The organism is Streptomyces sp. NPDC002680 (assembly GCF_042889145.1).
GTDB lineage: Bacteria > Actinomycetota > Actinomycetes > Streptomycetales > Streptomycetaceae > Streptomyces > Streptomyces adonidis.
In genome coordinates this window covers 377,985-398,644 of the sequence record NZ_JBIAQP010000001.1, presented here as the reverse complement: position 1 = coordinate 398,644, position 20,660 = coordinate 377,985, and the positions used below count along the sequence as shown (strand labels likewise).

Below are 20,660 nucleotides of genomic sequence, written 5' to 3'. Positions count from 1 at the left end.
TCCTACTGACCTTCGGTGCCCTCGCCCTGTCCGGCCAGCCACTTCGCGTGCCGCGCGTAGTGGCTCTGGTCGCGGGTCACCCAGATCCCGGAGGCCCGGGCCAGGACGGCCCCGCCTGCCGCGAGTGTCAGCTCGCCCGCGATGTACCAGCGCGACCCTTCACGCCGGTCGGCCCACACCCGCAGCTCCAGCGGCCGTTCCACCGGCACCGGCTTCTTGAAGCTCACCGTCAGCTCGGCCGTCACGCTCATCACGCCGTGCAGCAGTGGGAGATGGCCGAGACAGTCGTCCAGAACGGCCGCCGTCCAGCCGCCGTGCGCGACATCGGGCCCGCCCTCGTGGGAGCGCGGGCAGCTCAGCTCGAACCACGCCACTCCGCTCTCGTCGAGCCGCTCCCGTTCCACCCCGAGTCGGCAGGCCCCGAGGGCACGGCACCCACCGCAGAGGGTCACGCCCCCGGCGGTCCGGGGCGGTTCGGGCATGCCCTTCCCCGCCCAGTGTCCGTTCGGCGCCGTCACTCCGGTCCCGCCGGATCCCGTCGTCGACATGATGTGCTCCTCGGTTTCTGTCTGTGCGTCCGTCACGCGTCGGCGAGCAGTGGGCGCAACTTCCCGGCGATCAGCTGCACTTGGCGGGCGACCATCTCCTCCGGCATCCCGGCCAGGGACGCCCACAGGAACACTCCCTCGACGGGCAGCCCTGCCACGTACTCCTTGATGGCGTCCGCGACGGTCTGCGGGGTGCCGTACAGGAACTGGCCGACGCCGGTCGCGCTCAGCCCCGTCTCTCGCCATCGCTCGGGGTCGATCGGCCGGGGCGCGGGCTGGTCGGTGCCCTCGACCATGTACCGGCGGTAGGTGTCCCACTGGTACGAGAGGTGCTTGCGGACCACGGGCCAGTCGCCGTCCGGGTCCTCGGTGACGAACGTCGTGAACGAGCCCTGCATCCGGCCCGCCGACACGTCGTACCCGCTCTCGGCGAGCCCTTCCCGGTACGGCGTCAGCAGCGCGGGGTTGAGCGAGAGCAGCCCCGTGCCGAGCCGGCCCGCCCGGCGGGCGCCCTGCGGGCCCTGGTAGCCGAGCCAGATCGGCAGCGGGTCCTGGACCGGGCCGGGGGTGACCAGCGACTCGGCCCACAGGCCGCGGATCTCCCGTACCCGCTGGTCGGTCGTCGTGTAGCGCTTGGTGAGGTCGCCGCCGTACAGCCGGTACTCGGGCACCCGGTAGCCGGTGCCGAGGCCGAGGTCCAGACGGCCGTCGCTGATGATGTCCACGATCGCGGCCTGTTCGGCGATCTCGGGAGCCGCGTGCAGCGGTGCGGGGATGACGGCGGTGCCCAGCCGCACCCGGTGGGTGCGGGCCGCTGCCGCTGCCGCCATGGTGAGCGGCTGGGGGAGATAGCCGTCCTCGAAGCCATGGTGTTCGGAGAACCAGACCGAGTCGAGGCCGAGGCGGTCCGCCTCCTCGCACATCTCCAGGGCGAACCCGTACACCCGGGACCAACTCTGTTTCCAGGGCGGGGGGTTGCGCAGGTCGAAGTAGATGCCGACTCTCATGAGCGGCCACCTCCCTTGGTGTTGTCGTCGGCCAGGCGGACCGTCGCGCGGGCGACGCTCACGCCGTCCCCGGGCGGCAGCAGCCGTACCGGGCGCAGTTCCAGTGCCTCGATCTCGGGGAGGTCCTCGACCATCGCCGAGATCCGCAGGACGGTCTCTTCGAGCGCTGCCAGATCCACCCCCGGACCGCCTGCCCGGCCGTCCAGCAGTGGCGCCGCCCGCAGCGAGCGGACCATCTCCCGCGCGTCGCGGTCGCTGAGCGGGGTGACGCGATGCGCGACGTCCGCCATCAGGTCGGCGTAGTCCCCGGTGAGCCCGAAGGCCACCACCGGACCGAAGACCGGGTCGGCGCGAACGGAGAGGAACGCGTCCGGGCCGGGGCGTGGGTCGGGGTGCCGTTCGGTCTCGTGCACGGCGATTCCGTACGCGTCCAGCAGTTCGGCGGCGACCACCGACGGCAGCGGACCGGGAGCGCAGGCGGCGATCAGTGACCGGGCGCGCTCCACGTCGACGCCCGCGAGGTCCGGTATGACGCCCGCAGGGGTGCTGCGCCAGGCCTGGTACGCCGCCGCGTGTCCGAGGGAGACGGCCGCCGCCTCGGGGAACGTGTACGTCGGCACGACGAGGTCGCCCCGGTGCAGGAGGTCGGCGACGCCCGCGCCGCCCAGGAAGCTGGCCACCACCGGTTTGTCGGGGCGGGCCGAGGCCGCGTCGAGGATCGCCGACGCCACCTCGTCGGGCTTGTCGGCCAGTGGCGGCATGAACAGGACGACGGCCGCGTCGATGCCGTCGTCGGCCAGGACCGCGTCCAGGGCCTGCCGGTAGTGCGCGGCGGTGGCCGTCGGGGTCAGGTCGACCGGGTTGACGACGTCCGCGCCCGGCGCCAGGGCCGAGCGGAGCGCCGCCCGCGTGCGATCGGCGAGCGCGGGTACGCGCAGACCGCTCGCCGCGCACGCCCCTACCGTCAGCGCCGCCGGGCCGCCCGCGTTGGTGACGACGGCGACCCGGTCGCCGGGCGGAGGCGGCTGATGGGCGAGCAGCAGGGCGACGTCGAACAGCTCCTGTAGCCCCCGGGTACGGATCACCCCGGACTGGGCGAACAGCGAACTCACCGCCGAGTCCGCGTGGCCCGGATGCACCGCGACGATCGGTTTGCGCGGGGCGATCCGGCGGGCGACACGGGCGAACCGGCGCGGATTGCCGAAGGTCTCGACGTGCAGCAGGATCACCGAGGTCCCCGGGTCCTCCTCCCACCACTGGAGCAGGTCGTTGGTGGACACGTCCACGGCGTGCCCCACCGACACGAACCCGGAGAAACCGAGCCGCAGCCGCTTGGCGAAGTCGAGCACCGCGAGCCCCAGCGGCCCTGACTGACTGGACATCGCCACCCGGCCGGCCATCGGCAGCGCGGGCGAGAAGGTCGCGGCCAGCCGCGCGGCGGGCGTCGTGTTGACCACGCCCATGCAGTTCGGGCCCACCAGCCGCATACCGGAGGCCCGGGCGAACCGGGCCAGTTCCAGCTCGGTCGCCCGCCCCTCGACCCCGGTCTCCCCGAAGCCCGTCGAGACGACGACCACCGCCTTGACACCGGCGTCCGCGCACTCCCGTACGACATCGGGGACCGCGCCCGCCCGTACGGCCACCAGCGCCAGGTCCGGCGGCTCGGGCAGGTCCCGGACGCTCGCGTACGCCCGTACCCCGGCGATCCGTTCCGCCCGCGGGTTGACCGGGAACACACTGCCGCCGAAGCCGCCGCGCAGCAGATTGGCCACGATCTCGTGGCCGATGGTCAGCGGGTCGCGGTTGGCGCCGATCACGGCGACCGACCCCGGCTCCAGCAAGGGCCTGAGCGACCGTCGTACGGCCGTGTGCTCGCGGCGCTCGGCGCGGGCCACCGCCTGGGCCTGCGGGTCGATGGCGATCTCGAAGTGGATGATCTGACCGGGCGGCCCGGCCTCGATCCGGTAGCCGGAACCGAGGAACACGTTGATCATCCGGGTGTTGTCGGCGAGTACGTCGGCCTCCAGCACCCGGATGCCCCGGGCGCGGGAGGCAGCGGCGATGTGCTCCAGGAGCAGCCGGCCGAACCCCTCGCTCTGGTGGTCGTCCCGGATGGTGAACGTGACCTCGGCGTGCTCCGGTTCCTCGGGGTCGCGGACGTAGCGCACCAGACCGGCGATCTCGTCACCGGCCAGAGCGACGAGGGCCAGCTCGTTGAGATAGTCCACGTGCGCGCCGCGCCGGATGACATCGTCGCGGGCGCGGACCACGGGCCCGAGCGAGCGGTAGGCCAGGGTGGCCCGGGACAGCCCGCCGACGAACGCGACCAGCCGGTCGGCGTCCTCCGGCCGGATCGGGCGGACGAAGGTCGACCGCCCGGTCCTGACGAGCCCGGGCCGTTCCAGGTCCTCGGGGTACGAGTCCTCCGGGGACGGGTCCTGGGAGGACGGGGGAGTGGTCATCGGAGGGCCGCCGTCGGCGCCGTTCAGACGGCCGCCTCCTGGGGAGTCTGCTCCGGCAGCTTGAAGAGTTCGTTGAAGGTGCCGCGCGTGACACGGTCGCGGGTCTCGTCGGACACACCGTCGAACAGCTCGCGGAGCGTGGACTGGGTGTGGCCGTAGGTGCCCTCCAGGTGGGGGTAGTCGTCGCCCCACATCACATTGCGGTAGCCGGTCGCCTCGACGATCTCCACCGAACTGCGGTCGTGCTGGAAGGACGCGTACACCTGCTGGCGGACGATCTCGCTGGGCAGTCGGCTCAGTTTCGGCCGGACGAACATGCCGTGCTGGCGGTACGCCTCGTCCATCCGGTCGCCGATGACCGGCACCCAGCCGGCGCCGCCCTCGGCGATGAGGATCTTGAGGTCGGGATGGCGGTCCAGGGCGCCTCCCGCGACCATGTGGGACACCACGCGCATCCCCGGGTAGGTCGTCTCCATGTAGTTGACGACCGCGCCGCCGGGCCCCCGGAAGACGACGTTCTGGGCGCCGGTGCCGATGTGGAAGCCGAGCACCATCCCGGCCCGCTCGGCCGCCGTCCACAGCGGCTCCCAGCGGTCGAGCGCGTACTCCTCGCCCTCCCGTGTCGAGCACGGCAGGAAGATCGCCTTGAAGCCCAGCTCCGCCGCCCGTTCCAGCTCGGCGACCGCGTCGCCGACGTCGGCCGTCGAGACACAGGCGGTGGTGATGACCCGCTTGTTCTTGCTGAGGATCTCCTCGTGGGCCCAGTCGTTCCAGGCGCGGACGGTCTCCCGGGCGAGTTCGCGGTCGGTGATCGAGACGAGCCAGAACCCCATGGAGGGGAAGGCCAGTTGGGACCAGACGCCCTCCTGGTCGAGGTCCTTGAGGCGGACCTTCAGGTCCCAGGCGCCCGGCGGACGCATGGCGTCCATGAAGTCGCCGAGCTGGCGGTCGATGCGCTCGCCGTCGATGTAGAGCATCTCGTACTTCTCGCCGCGTTCACTGCGGGGGGCGCGGGCGCCGAGCCGTGCGGGCAGCCGCTCGGTCCACACGTCGGCGGGCTCCATCACATGGGAGTCCCCGGAGTTGACCCAGATCTTCGACATGACGCTCCTTCGGGCCAATAGATGTAATCAGTTAGCGACTTTAGTTGTATGGCGCGCTGAAAGGAAGGCCGGATAGGTGGGAGATCAGCTTCGGCGCCGCTCGATCTCGTCCACCAGCGCGGGCAGGACCTCGAAGAGGTCCCCGACGACGCCGTGGTCGGCCAGCTCGAAGATGGGGGCGTCGGGGTCCTTGTTGACGGCGACGATGGTCCTGGACGTCTGCATGCCCGCCCGGTGCTGGATCGCGCCGGAGATACCGGCGGCGAGATAGAGCTGCGGCGAGACCTGGGTGCCCGTCTGGCCGACCTGGTGGCTGTGCGGGTACCAGCCCGCGTCCACGGCGGCACGCGACGCCCCGACCGCCCCGCCCAGGGCGTCGGCGACCCGCTCGACGAGGGCGAAGTTCTCGGCCCCGTTCACGCCCCGGCCACCGGAGACCACGATGTCCGCCTCGGTCAGCTCCGGACGGTCGCCGCGCTCCCGCCGGGTGCGGGACAGGACCCGGACACCGGCGGAGGCCGGACCGAAGACGATGTCCTGCTTCTCGACGACGGGGTCCGTGGGGGCGGGTTCGGGTGCGGTGGCGTTCGGCTTGACGGTGATCACCGGCACGCCTCGCGTGACGTGCGCGGTGACCTGGTGCGTCGCCGCGAACGCCGACTGCTCGGTCACCGGTCCTTCCGGCCCCGCGGTGACGTCGACGGCGTCGGTGATCAGGCCCGAGTCGAGCCTCAGCGCGATCCGGGCGGCGGCCTCCTTGCCGTCCGGCCCGGAAGACAGCAGGATCGCCGCCGGGTCGGTGCGTTCGGCGATCTGGGTGAGGGCGTCGACGACGGGGGTCACGAGGTACTCGTCGACCTCGGGGGCGTCCACCACGTAGATCTTCCGCGCGCCGAACCGGCCCAGGGCCTCGGTCGCGGTGTCCACGCCCGGCCCCAGGAGGACGGCCGAGGGTTCGCCCAACCGGCGGGCCAGGGTGAGCAGTTCGAGGGTCGGTTTCCGGACCACGCCGTCGGCGTGGTCGACGAGGACGAGGACTTCGGCCACGGTGGAGCACTCCTTTCAGATGAACTTCTGGTTCAGATGAACTTCTGAGCGGTGAGGAACACGGCCAGTCCGGCGGCGCCCGCGCCCTCGTCGACGACGATCTCGCCCTTGGTGCGCGGCGGGCGCCGGGTCGCGGTGTCCACGGCCGAGCGTGCGCCCGCGCGTCCCACCTGCGCGGCCTCGATCCCGAGGTCGGCCAGGTCGAGGGTCTCCAGCGGCTTCTTCTTCGCGGCCATGATCCCTTTGAAGGACGGGTAACGTGCCTCCCCGGAGCGGTCGGTCACCGACACCACGGCAGGCAGGGCGCCCTGGATCCGTACGGTCGCGCCGTCGCCCTCGCGCCGACCCGTCACCGTTCCGTCCTCGACCGCGACCTCTTCGAGATGGGTCACGGCCCGGACGCCGAGCCGCTCGGCCAGCAGCGCCGGTACGACGCCCATCGTGCCGTCCGTCGAGGCCATCCCGCACAGCACCAGGTCGAAGCCGTGCCGCTCGATCGCCCTGGCCAGGACGAGTGACGTACCGAACGCGTCGCTGCCCTCGATGTCCTCGTCGTTGACATGGATCGCCGAGTCACCGCCCATGGCCAGCGCCTTGCGCAGCGCGTCCCTGGCGTCGTCGGGGCCGACGGTGAGGTAGCTGATCTCGGTGTCGGCGTCCGACTCGGCGATCCGCAGGGCCTGTTCGACCGCGTACTCGTCGAGTTCGGACAGCAGCGAGTCGACCGACGCGCGGTCGGTGGTGCCGCCCTGGGTGAAGGTGCGGTCCGCCGTCGCGTCGGGCACGTGCTTCACACAGACAACGATCTTCACGGCGCCCTCCTGTTGGCTTAATGAGTTCTAATAGTTAACTATATGGAGCGGCGGAGTGCGAGGTCTGGCCTTGAATCCGTCGAATTGGTTGACTGATTGCGCTGATAGCTGGAAGATCTGGGCACTGAGCCGCGAGGAGGCGCCATGGTCGGTGACAGGGACACCGGGGACAGGTACTTCGAGCCCCAGGTGGAGACCATGCCCCGCGAAGAACTGCGGGCGCGGCAGGAGGAACGGGTCCTGGAACTCGTCGAGTACGCCTACGGCAACTCGGCCTTCTACCGCGAACTCTGGGACGCCCACGGGGCCCACCCGCGCGACATCCGGACCCTGGACGACTTCCGGGAACGGGTGCCGTTCATCACCAAGGACATGGTGCGCGCCTACCGGGCCCGCACCGGCGACCCCTTCGGCGGTCTGCTCTGTGTCCCGGTCGAGGAGCTGACCTCGGTCTCCTCCAGCTCGGGCACCACCGGCGACCCGGAGTTCTTCGCCGAGATATGGCAGGACGCCCCGCCCCTGGTGACCGCGCAGGTGCGTGACCTGTGGGAACTCGGTCTGCGGCCGGGGGACCGGGTGCTGAGCCCGCCGGGCACCTTCCGCAACCTCATGGACCCCGGATATCAGGCGCTGGGCGCCGTGGTCATCGAGGTCGACACCTGGATCGGGCGGATGCACGAGGTCGTCGAGGCCCTGCGCACCTACCGGCCCGCCTATCTCCAGATGATGTATCCGCAGATGGTGGAGCTGGAGCACCTGGCCGAGAAGACGGACCTGAGGGAGGCGTTCTCCTCCCTCAAGGGTGCCTCCTGCGCCGGGCAGCCGCTCAGCCGGAAGATGCGCGAGCGGATCCGCGACGACTGGGGCATCGACGTCTACGAGTACACCAGCGCCGCCGACACCGGCACCGCCTGGGAGTGCCGTGAGCACGACGGCTTCCACCTCTGGGAGGACACCGTCTTCGCCGAGTGCGTCGAGGTCGACGAACACGGCGGCTGGTACGACGCCCCCGAGGGCGACCTCGGTGAGCTGGTCGCCACCGACCTGGACAACAGGGCGGCGCCCCTGATCCGTTACCGCAGCGAGGACCTCGTCCGCCTCTCCCGGGACACCTGCGGCTGCGGACGTACGCACGCCCGGATGTGGGTGGCCGGGCGGCGCGGCGACGAGACGCTGGTCCACGGGCGTTCCGTCGTCCTGCGGGACGTCTGGCAGGCCGTGGAGGACCAGCCCGAGACGGTCGCCGGAGTCTTCCAGATCGTCCGGGACCGCCGCGAGGTCGACGAACTGCGGCTGCGCGTCGGCTACGACCCCGCACTCACAGGCGACGTCGACGCCCTGGCCGGACGGCTCGGCGAGGCCGTGCGCGAGCGGACCGGTGTCAAACCGGTCCTGGACATGCGCACCGAGGAGGACCTCTTGAAGACCATGACCAGCGTCGCCAAGTTCCCCCGGGTGGTGAAGAGCTGATGGCCCGCGCCGACACCCTGGCCCGCGCCAGGGAACTCGACCGCCCCGAACTCGCCTACCTCGTACGCTTCCCCGCCGCCGACGGCATGACCGACATGGAGCTGACCTGGGCCGAACTCGCCCGGGACACCGAGTGGGTCACCGAACGGCTCCGGGAGCACGGACTCGCCGCGGGACAGCGGGCGCTGCTGACCACCTCCGGCTTCGAGGGCTTCTGGGGCCACGCGGTGATCGGCGCCCTGCGCACGCTCAAGGTGACGTACGGCATCGCCGAGGCGATGGGCTGGGACCACCGTCGTACCTCCGTCTTCCACCGTGAACTCGCCCCGCACGCGGTCATCGGGCTGTCCGCCGAGACCCTGGAGGGGCTGGCCGGCGGCGCCGACATCGGCGAACTGTTCGGGTCGACGTCCGTCGTCCTGGCGCGACCCGCCGCCGTACCGCTCCTGCGCGCAGCAGGAGTGCCCGCCGCCCTGATCTCCGCCGTCGGACCCGCCCTCGCGCTGGAGTGCCCCGAGCGGGCCGGCGCGCATGTCAACGCCGCCGAATGGCGGGTCGGCGAGCGGGACGGGCAACTGTCCGTGGCGGCGGGGGAGGGGCGTGTCTCGCCGCTGCCCGAGACCCCGCTCGGCATCGCGGGCCGTGTCGTCACCGGCCGGTGCGCCTGCGGCAGCGAGAACCCTCGGGTTCTGCTCGCCGAGGCCAACTGGCCGCATTCATCGAGGAGTTGAGGATGTCAGAAGGAGTGGTCGACGGCCGGGTCGTGGTCGTCACGGGCGCCGGCAACGGGATCGGCCGGGCGCACGCCCTGGCGTTCGCCGCGCACGGGGCGAAGGTCGTGGTCAACGACCTGGGCGGCTCGCGCGACGGGGCGGGCGCCTCGGCCGGGCCCGCCCAGACCGTGGTGGACGAGATCGTCGCGGCCGGCGGCGAGGCCGTGGCCAACACGGACGACATCTCCACCTGGGAGGGCGCGGCCAGCCTTGTCCAGCAAGCAGTGGACACCTACGGCGGCCTGGACGTGCTGGTCAACAACGCGGGCATCCTGCGCGACCGGATGATCGTGTCGATGACCGAGCGGGACTGGGACAGCGTGCTCGCCGTCCATCTCAAGGGCGGTTTCGCCACCCTGCACCACGCGGCCGCGTACTGGAGGGAACGCGCCAAGTCCGGTCACGACAACGACGCCCGGGTCATCAACACGACCTCCCCGTCCGGCATCTTCGGCAACCCCGGACAGTCCAACTACGGCTCCGCGAAGGCCGGCATCGCCAGCCTCACCCTCATCGCCGCCGCCGAACTCGCCCGCTACGGCGTGACGGTGAACGCCATCGCGCCGACCGCGCTCACCCGGCTGACCGAGGACATCGAGATGATGAAACGGGCCGCCGAGGCGGAGGACCTCACCCCCGAGGCCATCTCACCGCTCGTGGTGTGGCTGGGTTCGGCCGCCTCGCGCGAGGTCACCGGCCGGGTGTTCGGCGTCGTCGGCAACCGGATCACCGTACTGGAGGGCTGGGTCAACGGCCCCGCCGCGAGCGCCGAGTCACGGTGGACACCGGAGGAACTGTCCTCCGTCGTCCCGAACCTGGTGGCCAAGGCGGCTCCGAACGCCGACGCCCTGGGCAACCGGAACGGGGCGTGAGATGACATCGACGACTCAACTGCCTGTCGCCGAGGGCCTGTTCACCGCGCCGCCCGCCCCGCTGAGGCTCATCGGCTCCGAGTGCGCGGACTGCGGGCTGGTGAGCTTCCCGGCCGCCCCACACTGTGTGCGATGTTCGAGCACCGAGGGCAAGGAGCGGCTGCTCGCCGACCGCGGCACGCTGTGGACGTACACCACCCAGGACTTTCGCCCGCCCTCCCCGCCGTACGACGGTCCCGAGACCTTCGAACCGTACGCGGTCGGCTACATCGAACTCCCCGGTGAACTGCTGGTCGAGGCCCGCCTCACCGAACCTGACCCGCTCAAGCTGCGCATCGGGCAGGCCATGCGGCTGGTCCTCGTGCCGTACACCGTGCGCGAGGACGGCACGGAAGTCATGACGTTCGCGTTCGCGCCGGTGGACCAGGAGGAGGGACAGTGACCGAGGCCGTCATCATCGGCGTGGGGCTCCACCCCTTCGGCCGGTTCGCCGGGAAGCCCGCGCTGGACATGGGCGCGGACGCGGTACGGCTCGCGCTCGCCGACGCGGGCGTCAACTGGCCGCAGATCCAGGGCGGTTACATCGGCAGCTACGAGGTCGCCAACCCGGATGCCATCGTCGGGCGGCTCGGTCTGACCGGCGTCCCGCTGCGCGGCGTGTTCAACGGCTGCGCGACGGCCGGTACGGCGGTGGCGCTGGCCGCCCGTGCCATCGAGACCGGCGAGCACGACCTGACGATCGCGATCGGCCTCGACAAGCACCCGCGCGGCGCGTTCGCCGCCGATCCGTCCGTGGCGGGCATCCCCTCCTGGTACGGACAGACCGGGCTCTTCCTCACCACGCACTTCTTCGGTATGAAGATCAACCGCTATATGCACGACCACGGGATCTCCCACGAGACGCTCGCCCGCGTGGCCTCGAAGAACTTCCGCAACGCGGCCGGGAACGAGAAGGCCTGGCGCCGTACGCCCCTCACCCCCGAGGAGATCCTGGCCTCCCCTGTCCTCAACTACCCCCTCCGCCAGTTCATGTACTGCGGCCCGAACGAGGGCGCCGCGGCCCTGGTGCTGTGCCGGGCCGACCAGGCACACAAGTACACGGGGAAGCCCGTACGCGTCCGCTCCACCGCTCTGCGCAGCCGCAGGCTCGGCGCCTTCGAGGTGCAGAGCCCGTCGTTCCCGGTCGGGGAGGCCGTGGAGAGCCCGACCGTGGACGCGTCCCGGGCGGCGTACGAACTCGCGGGCATCGGTCCCGAGGACGTGGACGTCGCCCAGCTCCAGGACACCGACGCCGGGTCGGAGATCATCCACATGGCCGAGAACGGCCTCTGCAAGGACGGCGAGCAGGAGCGGCTCGTCGCCGAGGGCGCCACCGAGATCGGCGGCCGGCTCCCGGTCAACACCGACGGCGGCCTGCTCGGCAACGGCGAACCGATCGGCGCGTCCGGGCTGCGGCAGATCCACGAGATCGTGCTCCAGCTGCGAGGCGCGGCGGGCGCGCGCCAGATCCCCGGCACGCCCCGCGTCGGCTACACCCATCTGTACGGCGCGCCCGGCGCGTCGGCGGTGACGATCCTCTCGACCTGAGGGAACAGACCCATGGACCAGGACATGCAGGACTTCGCCGCCGAGGTGCGCCGCTTCCTCGACGCCCACGCGGCGAAGGCCCCCGACCGCACCGCCCTCACCTGGGGCGAGGGCGACGACTCGATGGCGTACTTCAGCAGCCTTCCGCCGGACGAGGAACGGGAGTCCGTGCGGCGGGCACGGGAGTGGCAGCGCATCCGGCACGAGAACGGCTTCGGCTGGATCACGGGACCCGTGGAGTACGGCGGCCGGGGCCTGACCCCCGTCCACGACCTGCTCTACGACGCCGTCGAGTCGGAGTACGACGTCGCAGACACCGGCGTACTGAGTGTGATCGGCCTCGGCATGATCGGGCCGACGATCCTGGCCCACGCCCAACCCCACATCAGGGAGCGCTGGTTGCCCGCGATGTACCGCGGGGACGCCATCGCCTGCCAGCTGTTCAGCGAGCCCGGCGCGGGCTCCGACCTGGCGAGCGTGGCGACCAGGGCAGTCCGGGAGGGCGACGACTGGGTGCTGAACGGGCAGAAGGTGTGGACCTCGGTCGCCCAGCACAGCGAGATCGGCCTAGCGCTGACCCGCACGAACCCGGACGCGCCCAAGCACCGTGGCATCACGGCCTTCTTGGTCCCGATGGACGCCCCCGGCGTCGAGGTCCGGCCCCTGCGGCAGATGACCGGCGGCGCCGACTTCAACGAGGTCTTCCTCACCGACGTACGCATCCCCGACGACCACCGCCTCGGCGAGGTCGACGGCGGCTGGACCGTCGCCCTGACCACCCTGATGAACGAGCGCGACACGGTCGGCAGCGAGGGCGCGGGCCCGGTCGCCGCCGCCCTCTCCCCGGACCACCTGTCGGCACTCATGCGCGCCACCTGGACCTGGGACGACCGCGCCCTGCGCGCCCGTCTCGCCGACCTCCTCGTCGACGCGCTGGCCACCGGTTACCTCAACGCCCGCGCCCAGCGCACCCTGCGGGCGGGCATCGCGCCCGGCCCCGAGAGGTCCGTCGCCAAGCTGATGTACGGTCAGAACCTCACCAGGGCCGCCCACTTCGTCGCGGACTGCCTCGGCCCCCGCATCGTCGCCGACACCGGCAGATGGGGGACGTACGCCTGGTCCGAACTCCTCCTCGCCACCCCGGCGTTGCGCATCCTCGGCGGTACCGAGGAGATCATGAAGAACATCCTCGCGGAACGGGTCCTCGGTCTGCCGAAGGAGGCACGCGCGTGAGCGCCGACGAGCGGGAACTGAAGGAACTCCGGTCCTCTGTACGGGAGTTCCTGGCGGCCAAGTCTCCCGAGGAGGCCGTGCGCAAGTTCATGGAGAGCGACCCGCGCTTCGACCTCGACGTGTGGGCGCAGGCGGCCGACCAACTGCGGCTGCCCGGCCTGGTGATCCCGGAGGAGTACGGCGGCGACGGCTTCGGCCCGGTCGAACTCGGCGTCGTCCTGGAGGAGATGGGCCGCGCCCTGTTCTGCTCGCCCTTCTTCGCGACGGTCGTCCTCGCGGCCCAGGCCCTGCTGGCCTCCGGCGACAAGGAGGCCTGCGCACGCCATCTCCCCGGCATCGCGGCGGGGCGGACCACCGCGACCCTCGCGGTCGCCGAGGACGACGGCTCCTGGGACCCGGCCCTGATCGCCGCCCGCGCGGTACCGGACGGGGACGGCGGCTGGCGGCTGAGCGGCCGCAAGTCCTTCGTCATCGACGGGACGACGGCCGACCTGGTCGTCGTGGTCGCCCGTACCGTCGCCGGTCCGTCCTTCTTCACGGTGGAGCGGGCCTCCGCCGGCGTGACCGCCGAGGCGATGGAGACCCTGGACGCCACCCGGGCCATGGCCCGGCTGACCTTCGACGCCGTCCCGGCGACGCTCGTCGGCCCGGACGGGGCGGGCGGACGGATCATGGCCAAGGTCCTCGACATCGCCACGGTCGGGCTCGCCGCCGAACAGGCGGGCGGGGCACGCCGGTGCCTGGAGACGAGCGCCGAACACGCCCGTACCCGGCACCAGTTCGGCCGGCCGATCGGCTCATTCCAGGCCGTCAAGCACAAGTGCGCCGACATGCTCGTCCAGGTGGAACTGGCGGAGGCGGCGTCCAGGGAAGCGGCGCGGCTGGCGGCCGAGGGCGCCGACGATTTCCCGGTCGCCGCGGCGGTGGCACACGCGTGCTGCTCACGGGCGTACATGTTCGCCGCGATGGAGAACATCCAGGTCCACGGCGGCATCGGCTTCACCTGGGAGCACCCGGCCCATCTGTACTTCCGCCGGGCCAAGTCCTCCCAGCTGCTGTTCGGGGGCCCGGCCCTCTATCACGAGCGGCTGCTGGACCGGCTCGGCATCTGACGGCCGCAGACAGGTGAGGGCCCCGGAGAATCTCCGGGGCCCTGGTCGTCGTACGGCTCAGCCGCGCGCGGCCTCGCCCAGCAGTGCCTTCGCGATGATCACCTGCTGGATCTGGCTGGTGCCCTCGTAGATCCGGAACAGCCGGGCGTCGCGGTAGAAGCGCTCGACGGCGACCCCGCGCATATAGCCCGCGCCGCCGTGGACCTGGACCGCGCGGTCCGCGACCCGCCACACCATCTCGCTGGCGAAGTACTTCGTGCAGGACGGGCCGATCTTGGTGTCCGTTCCGGCGTCGAAGGCGCGGGCGGCCTCCAGGACCGTGGCGCGGCCGGCGTAGTAGTCGGTCTGCGCGTCCGCGATCAGACCCTGGACGAGCTGGAAGGAGCCGATGAGCTGCCCGGACTGCCTGCGGGTGCTCGCGTACGCCACCGACTCGTCGACCAGGCGCTCGGCCATGCCGACCATCAGCGCGGAGATGTGCACCCTGCCGTGCGCGATGCAGCCCATCGCGGTGCCGAAGCCCCGGTTGAGGCCCTTCTCCTCGCCACCGACGAGGGCGGAGGCCGGGACGCGTACGTCGTCGAAGAAGACGTCCGCCGTCCAGGCACCGAACTGGCCCATCTTGTGGTCCTTGGGAGCCACGGTGAGGCCCGGAGTACCCGCCGGGACCAGGAAGGTGGAGATGCCGCGAGTGCGCGGGGCGTCCGGGTCGGTGCGGGCGAAGACCATGAAGACGTCGGCGAGGGGAGCGTTGGTGATGTACCGCTTGGCCCCGTTGATCACCCAGTCGTCGCCGTCCCGACGGGCCCGGGTCGTCAGCGTCGACGGGTCGGATCCCGCCTCGGGCTCGGTGAGCGCGAACGACGCCAGGACCTCGCCCGAGGCGATCCTCGGCAGCCAGTCGGCCTTCTGTTCCTCGGTGCCGCCGACCATCAGGACATGGCCCGCGATGCCGTTGTTGGTGCCGAACATCGAGCGCAGCGACGGGGTCGTGTAGCCCAGCTCGAACATCAACTGGGCCTCCTCGTACATCGACAGACCCAACCCGCCGTACTCCTCGGGCAGCGCGAAGCCGAACAGGCCCATCTTCTTCGCCGCCTCGCGGATGTCCGCGGGCATCTCGTCCTTCTCGTCGATCTCCTCCTCCAGAGGCACGACGCGGTCCCGGACGAAGCGCCGGACCTCCGACAGCACCGCGGTGAAGTCATCCGCGTCCATGTGGTCTCCCTTGCCCATCAGTCGTCTGACTCGTTCGGCTTCTCGTCGGGCCGATAGCACAGCGCCAGCAGTGCCGCCGCGCTCGCCGTGCCGATTCCGGCGGCCAGCAAAGCGGGCCCCACGCCGGTGCGTTGGCGTCGCAGCAGCCCGTCGAGCGAGTACCGGCCGTTGCCCAGCGCCGCCAGTGCGACGGCCGCGCCGCCCACCACACCGACGTACTCCCAGCCGCCCTTGAAGACGAAGAAGCCCTTGCCGCGGTGGTCGGTCCGTGCGGCCACGGTCATGAGGCCGACGGCCGCCGCGGCGGGCAGGGGACCCGCCGCGCCCAGGGTGATGCCCACTCCGGCCGCGAGTTCCGTCCCGGCGGCCATCCGGGCGTGCACCTCGGCCGGTCGCAGGCCGAGCGCCTCGAACCAGCCCGTGGTGCCCTTGAGGCCGCCCGGCCCGGCGACCTTGTTCCAGCCGTGCGCGAAGAGCATCGGGCCCAGCGTCGCCCGCAGTACGAGAGCGGCGGCGTCGTGGCCCCTCACTGGCCGACCCCCGTGGCCCGTCCGGCGGGCCCGACGCCGTACAACTGCGGTACGGCGTCGACCAGTTCGTCGTACGTGAGAGCCTTGCCGGACTCGCTGGGGTGGACCCCCGCGACCGTCCAGCCCTGGAGCCGGTTGAGCCGGTTGCCCTCGATGCGCAGGACCTGGCCGGTCAGCCAGGCCGAGCTGTCGGAGGCCAGATAGACGACGACCCCGGAGGCGTTGGCGGGGTCGCGCGGGTCGAAGTCGGCGGACGCCTGGAGGGATTCGCCGACGGCCAGTCCGTCCGTCATCCGGGTCGCCGCGATAGGCGAGATGGCGTTCGCGGTGACGCCGTACCGGCGCATCTCCAGGGCCGTGAGGACGGTGAGCCCGGCCGTACCGGCTTTCGCGGCACCGTAGTTGGACTGTCCCTGGTTGCCGAACAGCCCGGTCCCGGACGTCGTGTTGATCACGCGTCCGGCGACCCGCTCACCCCGTTTCGACGCCTCCCGCCAGTACGCGCACGCGTGCCGGGTGAGCGCGAACGTGCCCTTCAGATGCACCGCGATGACGGCGTCGAACTCGGCCTCGCTCATCGAGAAGAGCATCCGGTCGCGCACGATCCCCGCGTTGTTCACGACGATGTCGAGGCGGCCGAACTCCGCGACGGTGTCCGCCACCATCGCCTCGGTGGCCGCCCAGTCCGTCACCGAGGCATGGTTGGCGACCGCCTGCCCGCCGAGCTTGGTGATCTCGGCGACCACCTCGTCGGCGGGGGAGTCACCGGTCCGCTCGCCGTGTACGCCGGAGCCGAGGTCGTTCACGACCACGGTCGCGCCGGCTTCGGCGAGCGCCAGACAGTGCGCCCGGCCCAGGCCTCTGCCACCGCCGGTGACGATGGCGACCTTGTCGTCGAGGATGCCCACGTCCTGCCTCCTGCTGTAAGGGGATGTCAGTGAAGTTCGCGGAGTACGTCGTCGGTGTGCTCACCGAGGGTCGGCGCACCCGCGCGGGGTTTGTCGTCGACTCCCCAGAAACTGACGGGAGTCGCGACCGTCCGCAGTGGTGGTGCGTCACCCATGCCGGGCTGCTCCACGAACGCCCCGACGGCCTCCGCCTGCGGATCGGCCGCCACCTCCGCCAGCGTCTGTACGGGCGCCCACCACACGCCCTCGGCGTCGAACCGCTCCGCCCACTCGGCCAGCGTCCGCCGCGCGAACTCCGCGTCGAACTCGGCGATCAGCTCGCGCACATGGCCACGCCGGGCCTTGCCGGTCACGAACCGCTCGTCCGTCTCCAGGTCGGCGCGGCCGAGTGCCTTGACGACTCCGGGCCAGTGCCGGTTGCCCTCCAGACCGACGAGCCAGAACCAGCGGTCGTCGGCGGTCCGGTAGCTGTTGTAGAGCGGGGACTCGTGCTCGGTGCGGGGACGGGTCCGGCCGCGCTTGCCGAAGAAGTTCTGCAGGGCGAGGTCGTTGCCGTTGGCGTACGTCCCGGAACGCAGCAGGGACACGTCGACCACACCGCCCTCGCCGGTGCGTTCCCGGCGCAGCAGCGCGGCCAGCACCCCCGCGACCAGGTTGGACGCGGCCGTACGGTCGCCGAGGCCGGGCCGGATTCCGGGCGGTGGCTCACCGGCCGGGTTGAGCATCGCGGCGATGCCGGGGCGGGCCCAGAAGGCGGAGACGTCGTACCCGGCCCGGTCGCGCTCGGCGCCCGTCCAGCCGTACCCGGTCAACGTGCCGACGACCAGCCGGGGATGGCGGGCACGCAGTTCGTCCGGCCCGAGACCCAGTCGCTCCAGGGCACCGGGGCGCAGATTGGTGACGAACACGTCGGCGCGCTCCAGCAGCCGCTCCAGCGCGTCCTTGCCGTCCTCGGAGCGCAGGTCGAGGACGATCCCGCGCTTGCCCCGGTTGTCGGTCTCGAATGGGGGCGCGCTGTCGATGTCCTGACCGACATGCCGGAGCGTGTATCGGTTGGGATCCCCGGTCGGCGCCTCGACCTTCACCACGTCAGCGCCCCAGTCCGCGAGCATGGTGGCCGCGGCCGGAGCCGCCACCCACATGCCCAGCTCGACGACGGCAATGCCCTCCAGTGGCCGCACGACCCACCTCCTGTCTCTCCGGTACGCCTGCTACACACCGCGGAAGTCGCCGGGTCGGCGCTCCCGGAAGGCCTTCAGCCCCTCGGCTCGGTCCTCGGTGGAGAACAGCACCGAGACGGTCTCGCGCTCGTACGCGATCGCCGCCTCCAGATCCATGCCGAGCCCATGTCCGATCAGCCGCTTACCAGCCGCTAGCGCCAGCGGAGCACCGGCGGCCAGCGCGCCTGCCAGCTTCTCGGCGACGCTCAACACCTCACCGGGCTCGGCCAGTTCGTTGACCAGTCCGAGCGCGTGGGCCCGCTCCGCGTCGATCGGCTCGCCGGTGAGGATCATCTGCCTGGCGATCGTCGGCGGCAGGAGCCGTGGCAGCCGCTGGGTTCCGCCCGCGCCCGGCAGGACGCCGAGCTTCATCTCCGGCAGCCCGAGCCGGGCACCCCGCTCCACCACCCGCAGGTCACAGGCGAGCGCCAGCTCCAGACCACCGCCGAACGCGAACCCGTGCACGGCGGCGACCGAGGGCTTGGGGAACTCGTCGAGCAGCGCGAACGCCTCCGTCAGACGGCCCACGAAGGCACGGAACTGCCCGGGCGAGGTGAACGACTCGATCTCCCCGAGGTCGGCACCGGCCGAGAAGGCCCGGCCCGCGCCGGTCACCACGAGTGCGCGTACGTCGTCGTTGTCGCGTACGGCGTCGAGGGCTTGCTCCAGCCGCTCCACGGTCTCCGAGCCGATGGCGTTGAGCTGCCGGGGCCGGTCGAGGGTCAACACGGCGATTCCGTCACGGAGTTCGACACGCAGCACGGTGCTCACCTCAGACCATCGTCAGGCCGCCGCTGACCGAGAGCGTCTGCCCGGTCATATAGGCGGCGTCGTCGGACGCGAGGAAGGCCACCACACCGGCGATCTCGCCCGGCTGGGCGACGCGGCGCAGCGGGATGGCCCGCACGGTCGCCTCGTACATCTTCTGGCTGTACTCGGCGACCTGCCCGAGCAGCGCGGTCTCGGTCGGCCCCGGGCAGACACTGTTCACGGTGATGCCGTGCCGGGCGACCTCACGGGCGAGCGCCTTGCCGAAGGCGATCACGCCGCCCTTGGTCGCGGAGTACACGGCCTCGCCGGAGGAGCCGACCCGGCCGGCGTCCGAGGCGATGTGGACGATCCGCCCGCCGCCGCGCTCGATCATCGGGTCGAGCACGGCCCGGGTCACGGTGATCGTGCCGCGCAGATTGACGGCGATGATCCGGTCCCAGGTGTCCTCGGCGCTGTCGACGAACCGCCCGATGACGTCGATGGCCGCGTTGTTGACCAGGACGTCCACGGGACCCAGCTCGACGGTCACCCGCTCGACGGCGGCCCGTACGGCCGCGCTGTCGGAGATGTCCGCGCCGACTCCGGTGGCCCGCACTCCGTACCGCTCGGTGAGCCGGGCCGCGACCTTCCCCGCTGCCTCGGCGTCCAGGTCGCAGACCGCGACCGAGGCTCCGGCGGCGGCCAGCGCGTCGGCGATCGCCTCGCCGATACCGCGTCCCGCTCCGGTGACGAGTGCCACCTTGTCCCGTACGCTCACGCGCCCTCCCTCGCCCAGACCCCGATACAGCGCTATCGTATAACTACTTCAGCTAAATAAGCGAGATGCCTGAGTGGAGTCGAGTATGCGCCGGACGATCTTCACCGCGGAACACGAGCAGTTCCGGGACACCGCCCGCACCTTCTACCTGCGGGAATGCGCCCCGCACACCGAACAGTGGGAGCGGGACGGGCAGGTGAGCCGTGCCGCCTGGGCGGCGGCGGGCAAGGCCGGGCTCATCGGCTGGCAGTTCCCGGAGGAGTACGGCGGGCAGGGGATCTGGGACTTCCGCTACAACGCGATCATGGCGGAGGAGATGGCGGCCACCAGCTCGGTCGGCATCGGGCTCGGCCTGCAGAACGACGTCCTCCCGCCCTACCTCATGCACCTCACCAGCCCGGAGCAGAAGGCCCGTTGGCTGCCCGGGGTGATCAGCGGCGAGACGATCTGCGCGCTCGCGCTGTCGGAACCGTCCGCAGGATCCGACCTCAAGGGGATCCGCACCACCGCCCGCCGGGACGGCGACGAGTGGGTGATCGACGGCTCCAAGACCTTCATCACCAACGGCATCCTCGCCGACCTGGTCATCGTCGCCTGCAAGACCGACCCGGACGCCGGCCACAAGGGCATCAGTCTGGTCGTCGTCGAGCGCGGCGCCGAGGGCTTCGAGCGCGGACGCAAGCTCGACAAGGTCGGGATGAAGGCCCAGGACACCGCCGAACTCTTCTTCCACGAGGTCCGCGTCCCCGCCGAGAACCTCATCGGACAGGAGGGTCGCGGTTTCTACCACATGATGGGCAACCTCCCCACCGAACGCCTCGCCATCGCCGTCTCCTCCCTGGCGGCGGCCGAACGGGCCTACGAACTGGCCCTTGAGTACGCCAGGACCCGTACGGCCTTTGGGCAGCCGATCGGACAGTTCCAGGCCAACAGGTTCGCCCTCGCCGACATCAGGGCGAAGCTGAGCGTCGCCCGCGTCTACGTCGACGGCTGCATCATGGCCCTGTTCCAGGGCGAGTTGACGCCCGAGGAGGCCGCCGCGGCCAAGTACTGGACCTCGGAGACCGGCTGGGAGGTCATCGACCGCTGTATGCAGCTCTTCGGCGGCTACGGCTACGTCAACGAGTACGAGATCGCCCGCATCTGGCGCGACAGTCGCGTGCAGCGGGTCTTCGGCGGGACCTCGGAGATCATGCAGGAGATCATCGGGCGGTCGCTGGGGCTGTGACA

At 71.4% G+C, this 20,660-nt stretch carries 20 protein-coding genes; 8 read left to right on the top strand and 12 right to left on the bottom strand.

Annotation, left to right across the window (positions count from 1 at the left end; all coding sequences use genetic code 11):
* Window positions 1-2 precede the first annotated feature (2 nt).
* The 6 genes from ACFYXF_RS01730 to ACFYXF_RS01705 all read right to left on the bottom strand — a co-directional run bounded on the left by ACFYXF_RS01730 (window position 3) and on the right by ACFYXF_RS01705 (window position 6,961).
* Window positions 3-548, bottom strand: a complete 546-nt coding sequence (locus ACFYXF_RS01730) for a PaaI family thioesterase (protein ID WP_389346991.1) — start codon at window positions 546-548, stop codon at window positions 3-5.
* Window positions 549-580: 32 nt separating this feature from the next.
* Window positions 581-1,555 carry an LLM class flavin-dependent oxidoreductase gene (locus tag ACFYXF_RS01725; RefSeq protein ID WP_389346989.1) on the bottom strand — a complete coding sequence of 325 codons (975 nt, stop codon included), beginning with the start codon at window positions 1,553-1,555 and terminating at the stop codon, window positions 581-583.
* Window positions 1,552-4,017, bottom strand: a complete 2,466-nt coding sequence (locus ACFYXF_RS01720; protein WP_389346987.1) for a GNAT family N-acetyltransferase — start codon at window positions 4,015-4,017, stop codon at window positions 1,552-1,554. The genes ACFYXF_RS01725 and ACFYXF_RS01720 overlap by 4 nt, the downstream gene beginning before the upstream one ends.
* A 23-nt stretch (window positions 4,018-4,040) precedes the next feature.
* On the bottom strand, window positions 4,041-5,120 hold the full coding sequence (locus ACFYXF_RS01715; protein WP_369031403.1) for an amidohydrolase family protein: 1,080 nt from the start codon (window positions 5,118-5,120) through the stop codon (window positions 4,041-4,043).
* An 84-nt stretch (window positions 5,121-5,204) separates the two neighbouring features.
* Window positions 5,205-6,167 (bottom strand): electron transfer flavoprotein subunit alpha/FixB family protein, encoded by a 963-nt coding sequence (locus ACFYXF_RS01710; RefSeq protein ID WP_389346983.1) that lies wholly within the window; start codon window positions 6,165-6,167, stop codon window positions 5,205-5,207.
* A gap of 32 nt (window positions 6,168-6,199) precedes the next feature.
* The gene (locus ACFYXF_RS01705; protein WP_389348443.1) at window positions 6,200-6,961 is read right to left on the bottom strand and encodes an electron transfer flavoprotein subunit beta/FixA family protein; all 762 of its coding nucleotides are present in this window, start codon (window positions 6,959-6,961) and stop codon (window positions 6,200-6,202) included.
* Window positions 6,962-7,123: 162 nt separating this feature from the next.
* On the opposite strand from ACFYXF_RS01705, the gene ACFYXF_RS01700 reads away from it, so the two are divergent.
* From ACFYXF_RS01700 to ACFYXF_RS01670, 7 genes are read left to right on the top strand one after another with little or no spacing between them, the layout of a single operon-like run.
* Complete coding sequence (locus tag ACFYXF_RS01700; RefSeq protein ID WP_389346980.1) at window positions 7,124-8,449, top strand: phenylacetate--CoA ligase family protein; 1,326 nt, start codon at window positions 7,124-7,126, stop codon at window positions 8,447-8,449.
* Window positions 8,449-9,180 (top strand): hypothetical protein, encoded by a 732-nt coding sequence (locus tag ACFYXF_RS01695; protein WP_389346978.1) that lies wholly within the window; start codon window positions 8,449-8,451, stop codon window positions 9,178-9,180. Before ACFYXF_RS01700 ends, ACFYXF_RS01695 begins: the two co-directional genes overlap by 1 nt.
* Before the next feature lie 2 nt (window positions 9,181-9,182).
* Window positions 9,183-10,094 carry an SDR family oxidoreductase gene (locus ACFYXF_RS01690; RefSeq protein WP_389346976.1) on the top strand — a complete coding sequence of 304 codons (912 nt, stop codon included), beginning with the start codon at window positions 9,183-9,185 and terminating at the stop codon, window positions 10,092-10,094.
* A gap of 1 nt (window position 10,095) precedes the next feature.
* Window positions 10,096-10,536, top strand: a complete 441-nt coding sequence (locus ACFYXF_RS01685; protein WP_389346974.1) for a Zn-ribbon domain-containing OB-fold protein — start codon at window positions 10,096-10,098, stop codon at window positions 10,534-10,536.
* Entirely contained in the window at window positions 10,533-11,681 is a 1,149-nt protein-coding gene (locus ACFYXF_RS01680) for a thiolase family protein (protein ID WP_389346972.1), read from the top strand. Before ACFYXF_RS01685 ends, ACFYXF_RS01680 begins: the two co-directional genes overlap by 4 nt.
* A gap of 12 nt (window positions 11,682-11,693) precedes the next feature.
* Entirely contained in the window at window positions 11,694-12,914 is a 1,221-nt protein-coding gene (locus ACFYXF_RS01675; protein ID WP_389346970.1) for an acyl-CoA dehydrogenase family protein, read from the top strand.
* Window positions 12,911-14,026 (top strand): acyl-CoA dehydrogenase family protein, encoded by a 1,116-nt coding sequence (locus ACFYXF_RS01670; RefSeq protein WP_389346968.1) that lies wholly within the window; start codon window positions 12,911-12,913, stop codon window positions 14,024-14,026. The genes ACFYXF_RS01675 and ACFYXF_RS01670 overlap by 4 nt, the downstream gene beginning before the upstream one ends.
* Before the next feature lie 57 nt (window positions 14,027-14,083).
* Here ACFYXF_RS01670 and ACFYXF_RS01665 read toward each other — a convergent pair whose 3' ends face one another.
* From ACFYXF_RS01665 to ACFYXF_RS01640, 6 genes are read right to left on the bottom strand one after another with little or no spacing between them, the layout of a single operon-like run.
* The gene (locus tag ACFYXF_RS01665; protein ID WP_389346966.1) at window positions 14,084-15,244 is read right to left on the bottom strand and encodes an acyl-CoA dehydrogenase family protein; all 1,161 of its coding nucleotides are present in this window, start codon (window positions 15,242-15,244) and stop codon (window positions 14,084-14,086) included.
* Window positions 15,245-15,261: 17 nt separating this feature from the next.
* Window positions 15,262-15,774 carry a DoxX family protein gene (locus tag ACFYXF_RS01660; protein ID WP_389346964.1) on the bottom strand — a complete coding sequence of 171 codons (513 nt, stop codon included), beginning with the start codon at window positions 15,772-15,774 and terminating at the stop codon, window positions 15,262-15,264.
* Window positions 15,771-16,682: an SDR family NAD(P)-dependent oxidoreductase gene (locus tag ACFYXF_RS01655; RefSeq protein ID WP_389346962.1), complete on the bottom strand. Its 912-nt coding sequence runs from the start codon at window positions 16,680-16,682 to the stop codon at window positions 15,771-15,773. Before ACFYXF_RS01655 ends, ACFYXF_RS01660 begins: the two co-directional genes overlap by 4 nt.
* Before the next feature lie 26 nt (window positions 16,683-16,708).
* On the bottom strand, window positions 16,709-17,863 hold the full coding sequence (locus ACFYXF_RS01650; RefSeq protein ID WP_389346959.1) for a CaiB/BaiF CoA transferase family protein: 1,155 nt from the start codon (window positions 17,861-17,863) through the stop codon (window positions 16,709-16,711).
* Window positions 17,864-17,893: 30 nt separating this feature from the next.
* Window positions 17,894-18,673: an enoyl-CoA hydratase/isomerase family protein gene (locus ACFYXF_RS01645; RefSeq protein WP_389346957.1), complete on the bottom strand. Its 780-nt coding sequence runs from the start codon at window positions 18,671-18,673 to the stop codon at window positions 17,894-17,896.
* A gap of 1 nt (window position 18,674) precedes the next feature.
* Entirely contained in the window at window positions 18,675-19,430 is a 756-nt protein-coding gene (locus ACFYXF_RS01640) for an SDR family NAD(P)-dependent oxidoreductase (RefSeq protein WP_389346955.1), read from the bottom strand.
* An 85-nt stretch (window positions 19,431-19,515) separates the two neighbouring features.
* Between ACFYXF_RS01640 and ACFYXF_RS01635 the strand changes: the two genes are divergently transcribed.
* On the top strand, window positions 19,516-20,658 hold the full coding sequence (locus ACFYXF_RS01635) for an acyl-CoA dehydrogenase family protein (protein ID WP_389346953.1): 1,143 nt from the start codon (window positions 19,516-19,518) through the stop codon (window positions 20,656-20,658).
* Window positions 20,659-20,660: the final 2 nt, after the last annotated feature.

What these genes read in the sequence shown, in the direction of transcription:
- ACFYXF_RS01690 (WP_389346976.1), top strand. Translation starts at nt 9,183, where the DNA reads ATGTCAGAAGGAGTGGTCGACGGCCGGGTCGTGGTCGTCACGGGCGCC.
- ACFYXF_RS01675 (WP_389346970.1), top strand. Translation starts at nt 11,694, where the DNA reads ATGGACCAGGACATGCAGGACTTCGCCGCCGAGGTGCGCCGCTTCCTC.
- ACFYXF_RS01715 (WP_369031403.1), bottom strand. Translation starts at nt 5,120, where the DNA reads ATGTCGAAGATCTGGGTCAACTCCGGGGACTCCCATGTGATGGAGCCC.
- ACFYXF_RS01730 (WP_389346991.1), bottom strand. Translation starts at nt 548, where the DNA reads ATGTCGACGACGGGATCCGGCGGGACCGGAGTGACGGCGCCGAACGGA.
- ACFYXF_RS01695 (WP_389346978.1), top strand. Translation starts at nt 8,449, where the DNA reads ATGGCCCGCGCCGACACCCTGGCCCGCGCCAGGGAACTCGACCGCCCC.
- ACFYXF_RS01685 (WP_389346974.1), top strand. Translation starts at nt 10,096, where the DNA reads ATGACATCGACGACTCAACTGCCTGTCGCCGAGGGCCTGTTCACCGCG.
- ACFYXF_RS01665 (WP_389346966.1), bottom strand. Translation starts at nt 15,244, where the DNA reads ATGGACGCGGATGACTTCACCGCGGTGCTGTCGGAGGTCCGGCGCTTC.
- ACFYXF_RS01725 (WP_389346989.1), bottom strand. Translation starts at nt 1,555, where the DNA reads ATGAGAGTCGGCATCTACTTCGACCTGCGCAACCCCCCGCCCTGGAAA.
- ACFYXF_RS01720 (WP_389346987.1), bottom strand. Translation starts at nt 4,017, where the DNA reads ATGACCACTCCCCCGTCCTCCCAGGACCCGTCCCCGGAGGACTCGTAC.
- ACFYXF_RS01635 (WP_389346953.1), top strand. Translation starts at nt 19,516, where the DNA reads ATGCGCCGGACGATCTTCACCGCGGAACACGAGCAGTTCCGGGACACC.
- ACFYXF_RS01700 (WP_389346980.1), top strand. Translation starts at nt 7,124, where the DNA reads ATGGTCGGTGACAGGGACACCGGGGACAGGTACTTCGAGCCCCAGGTG.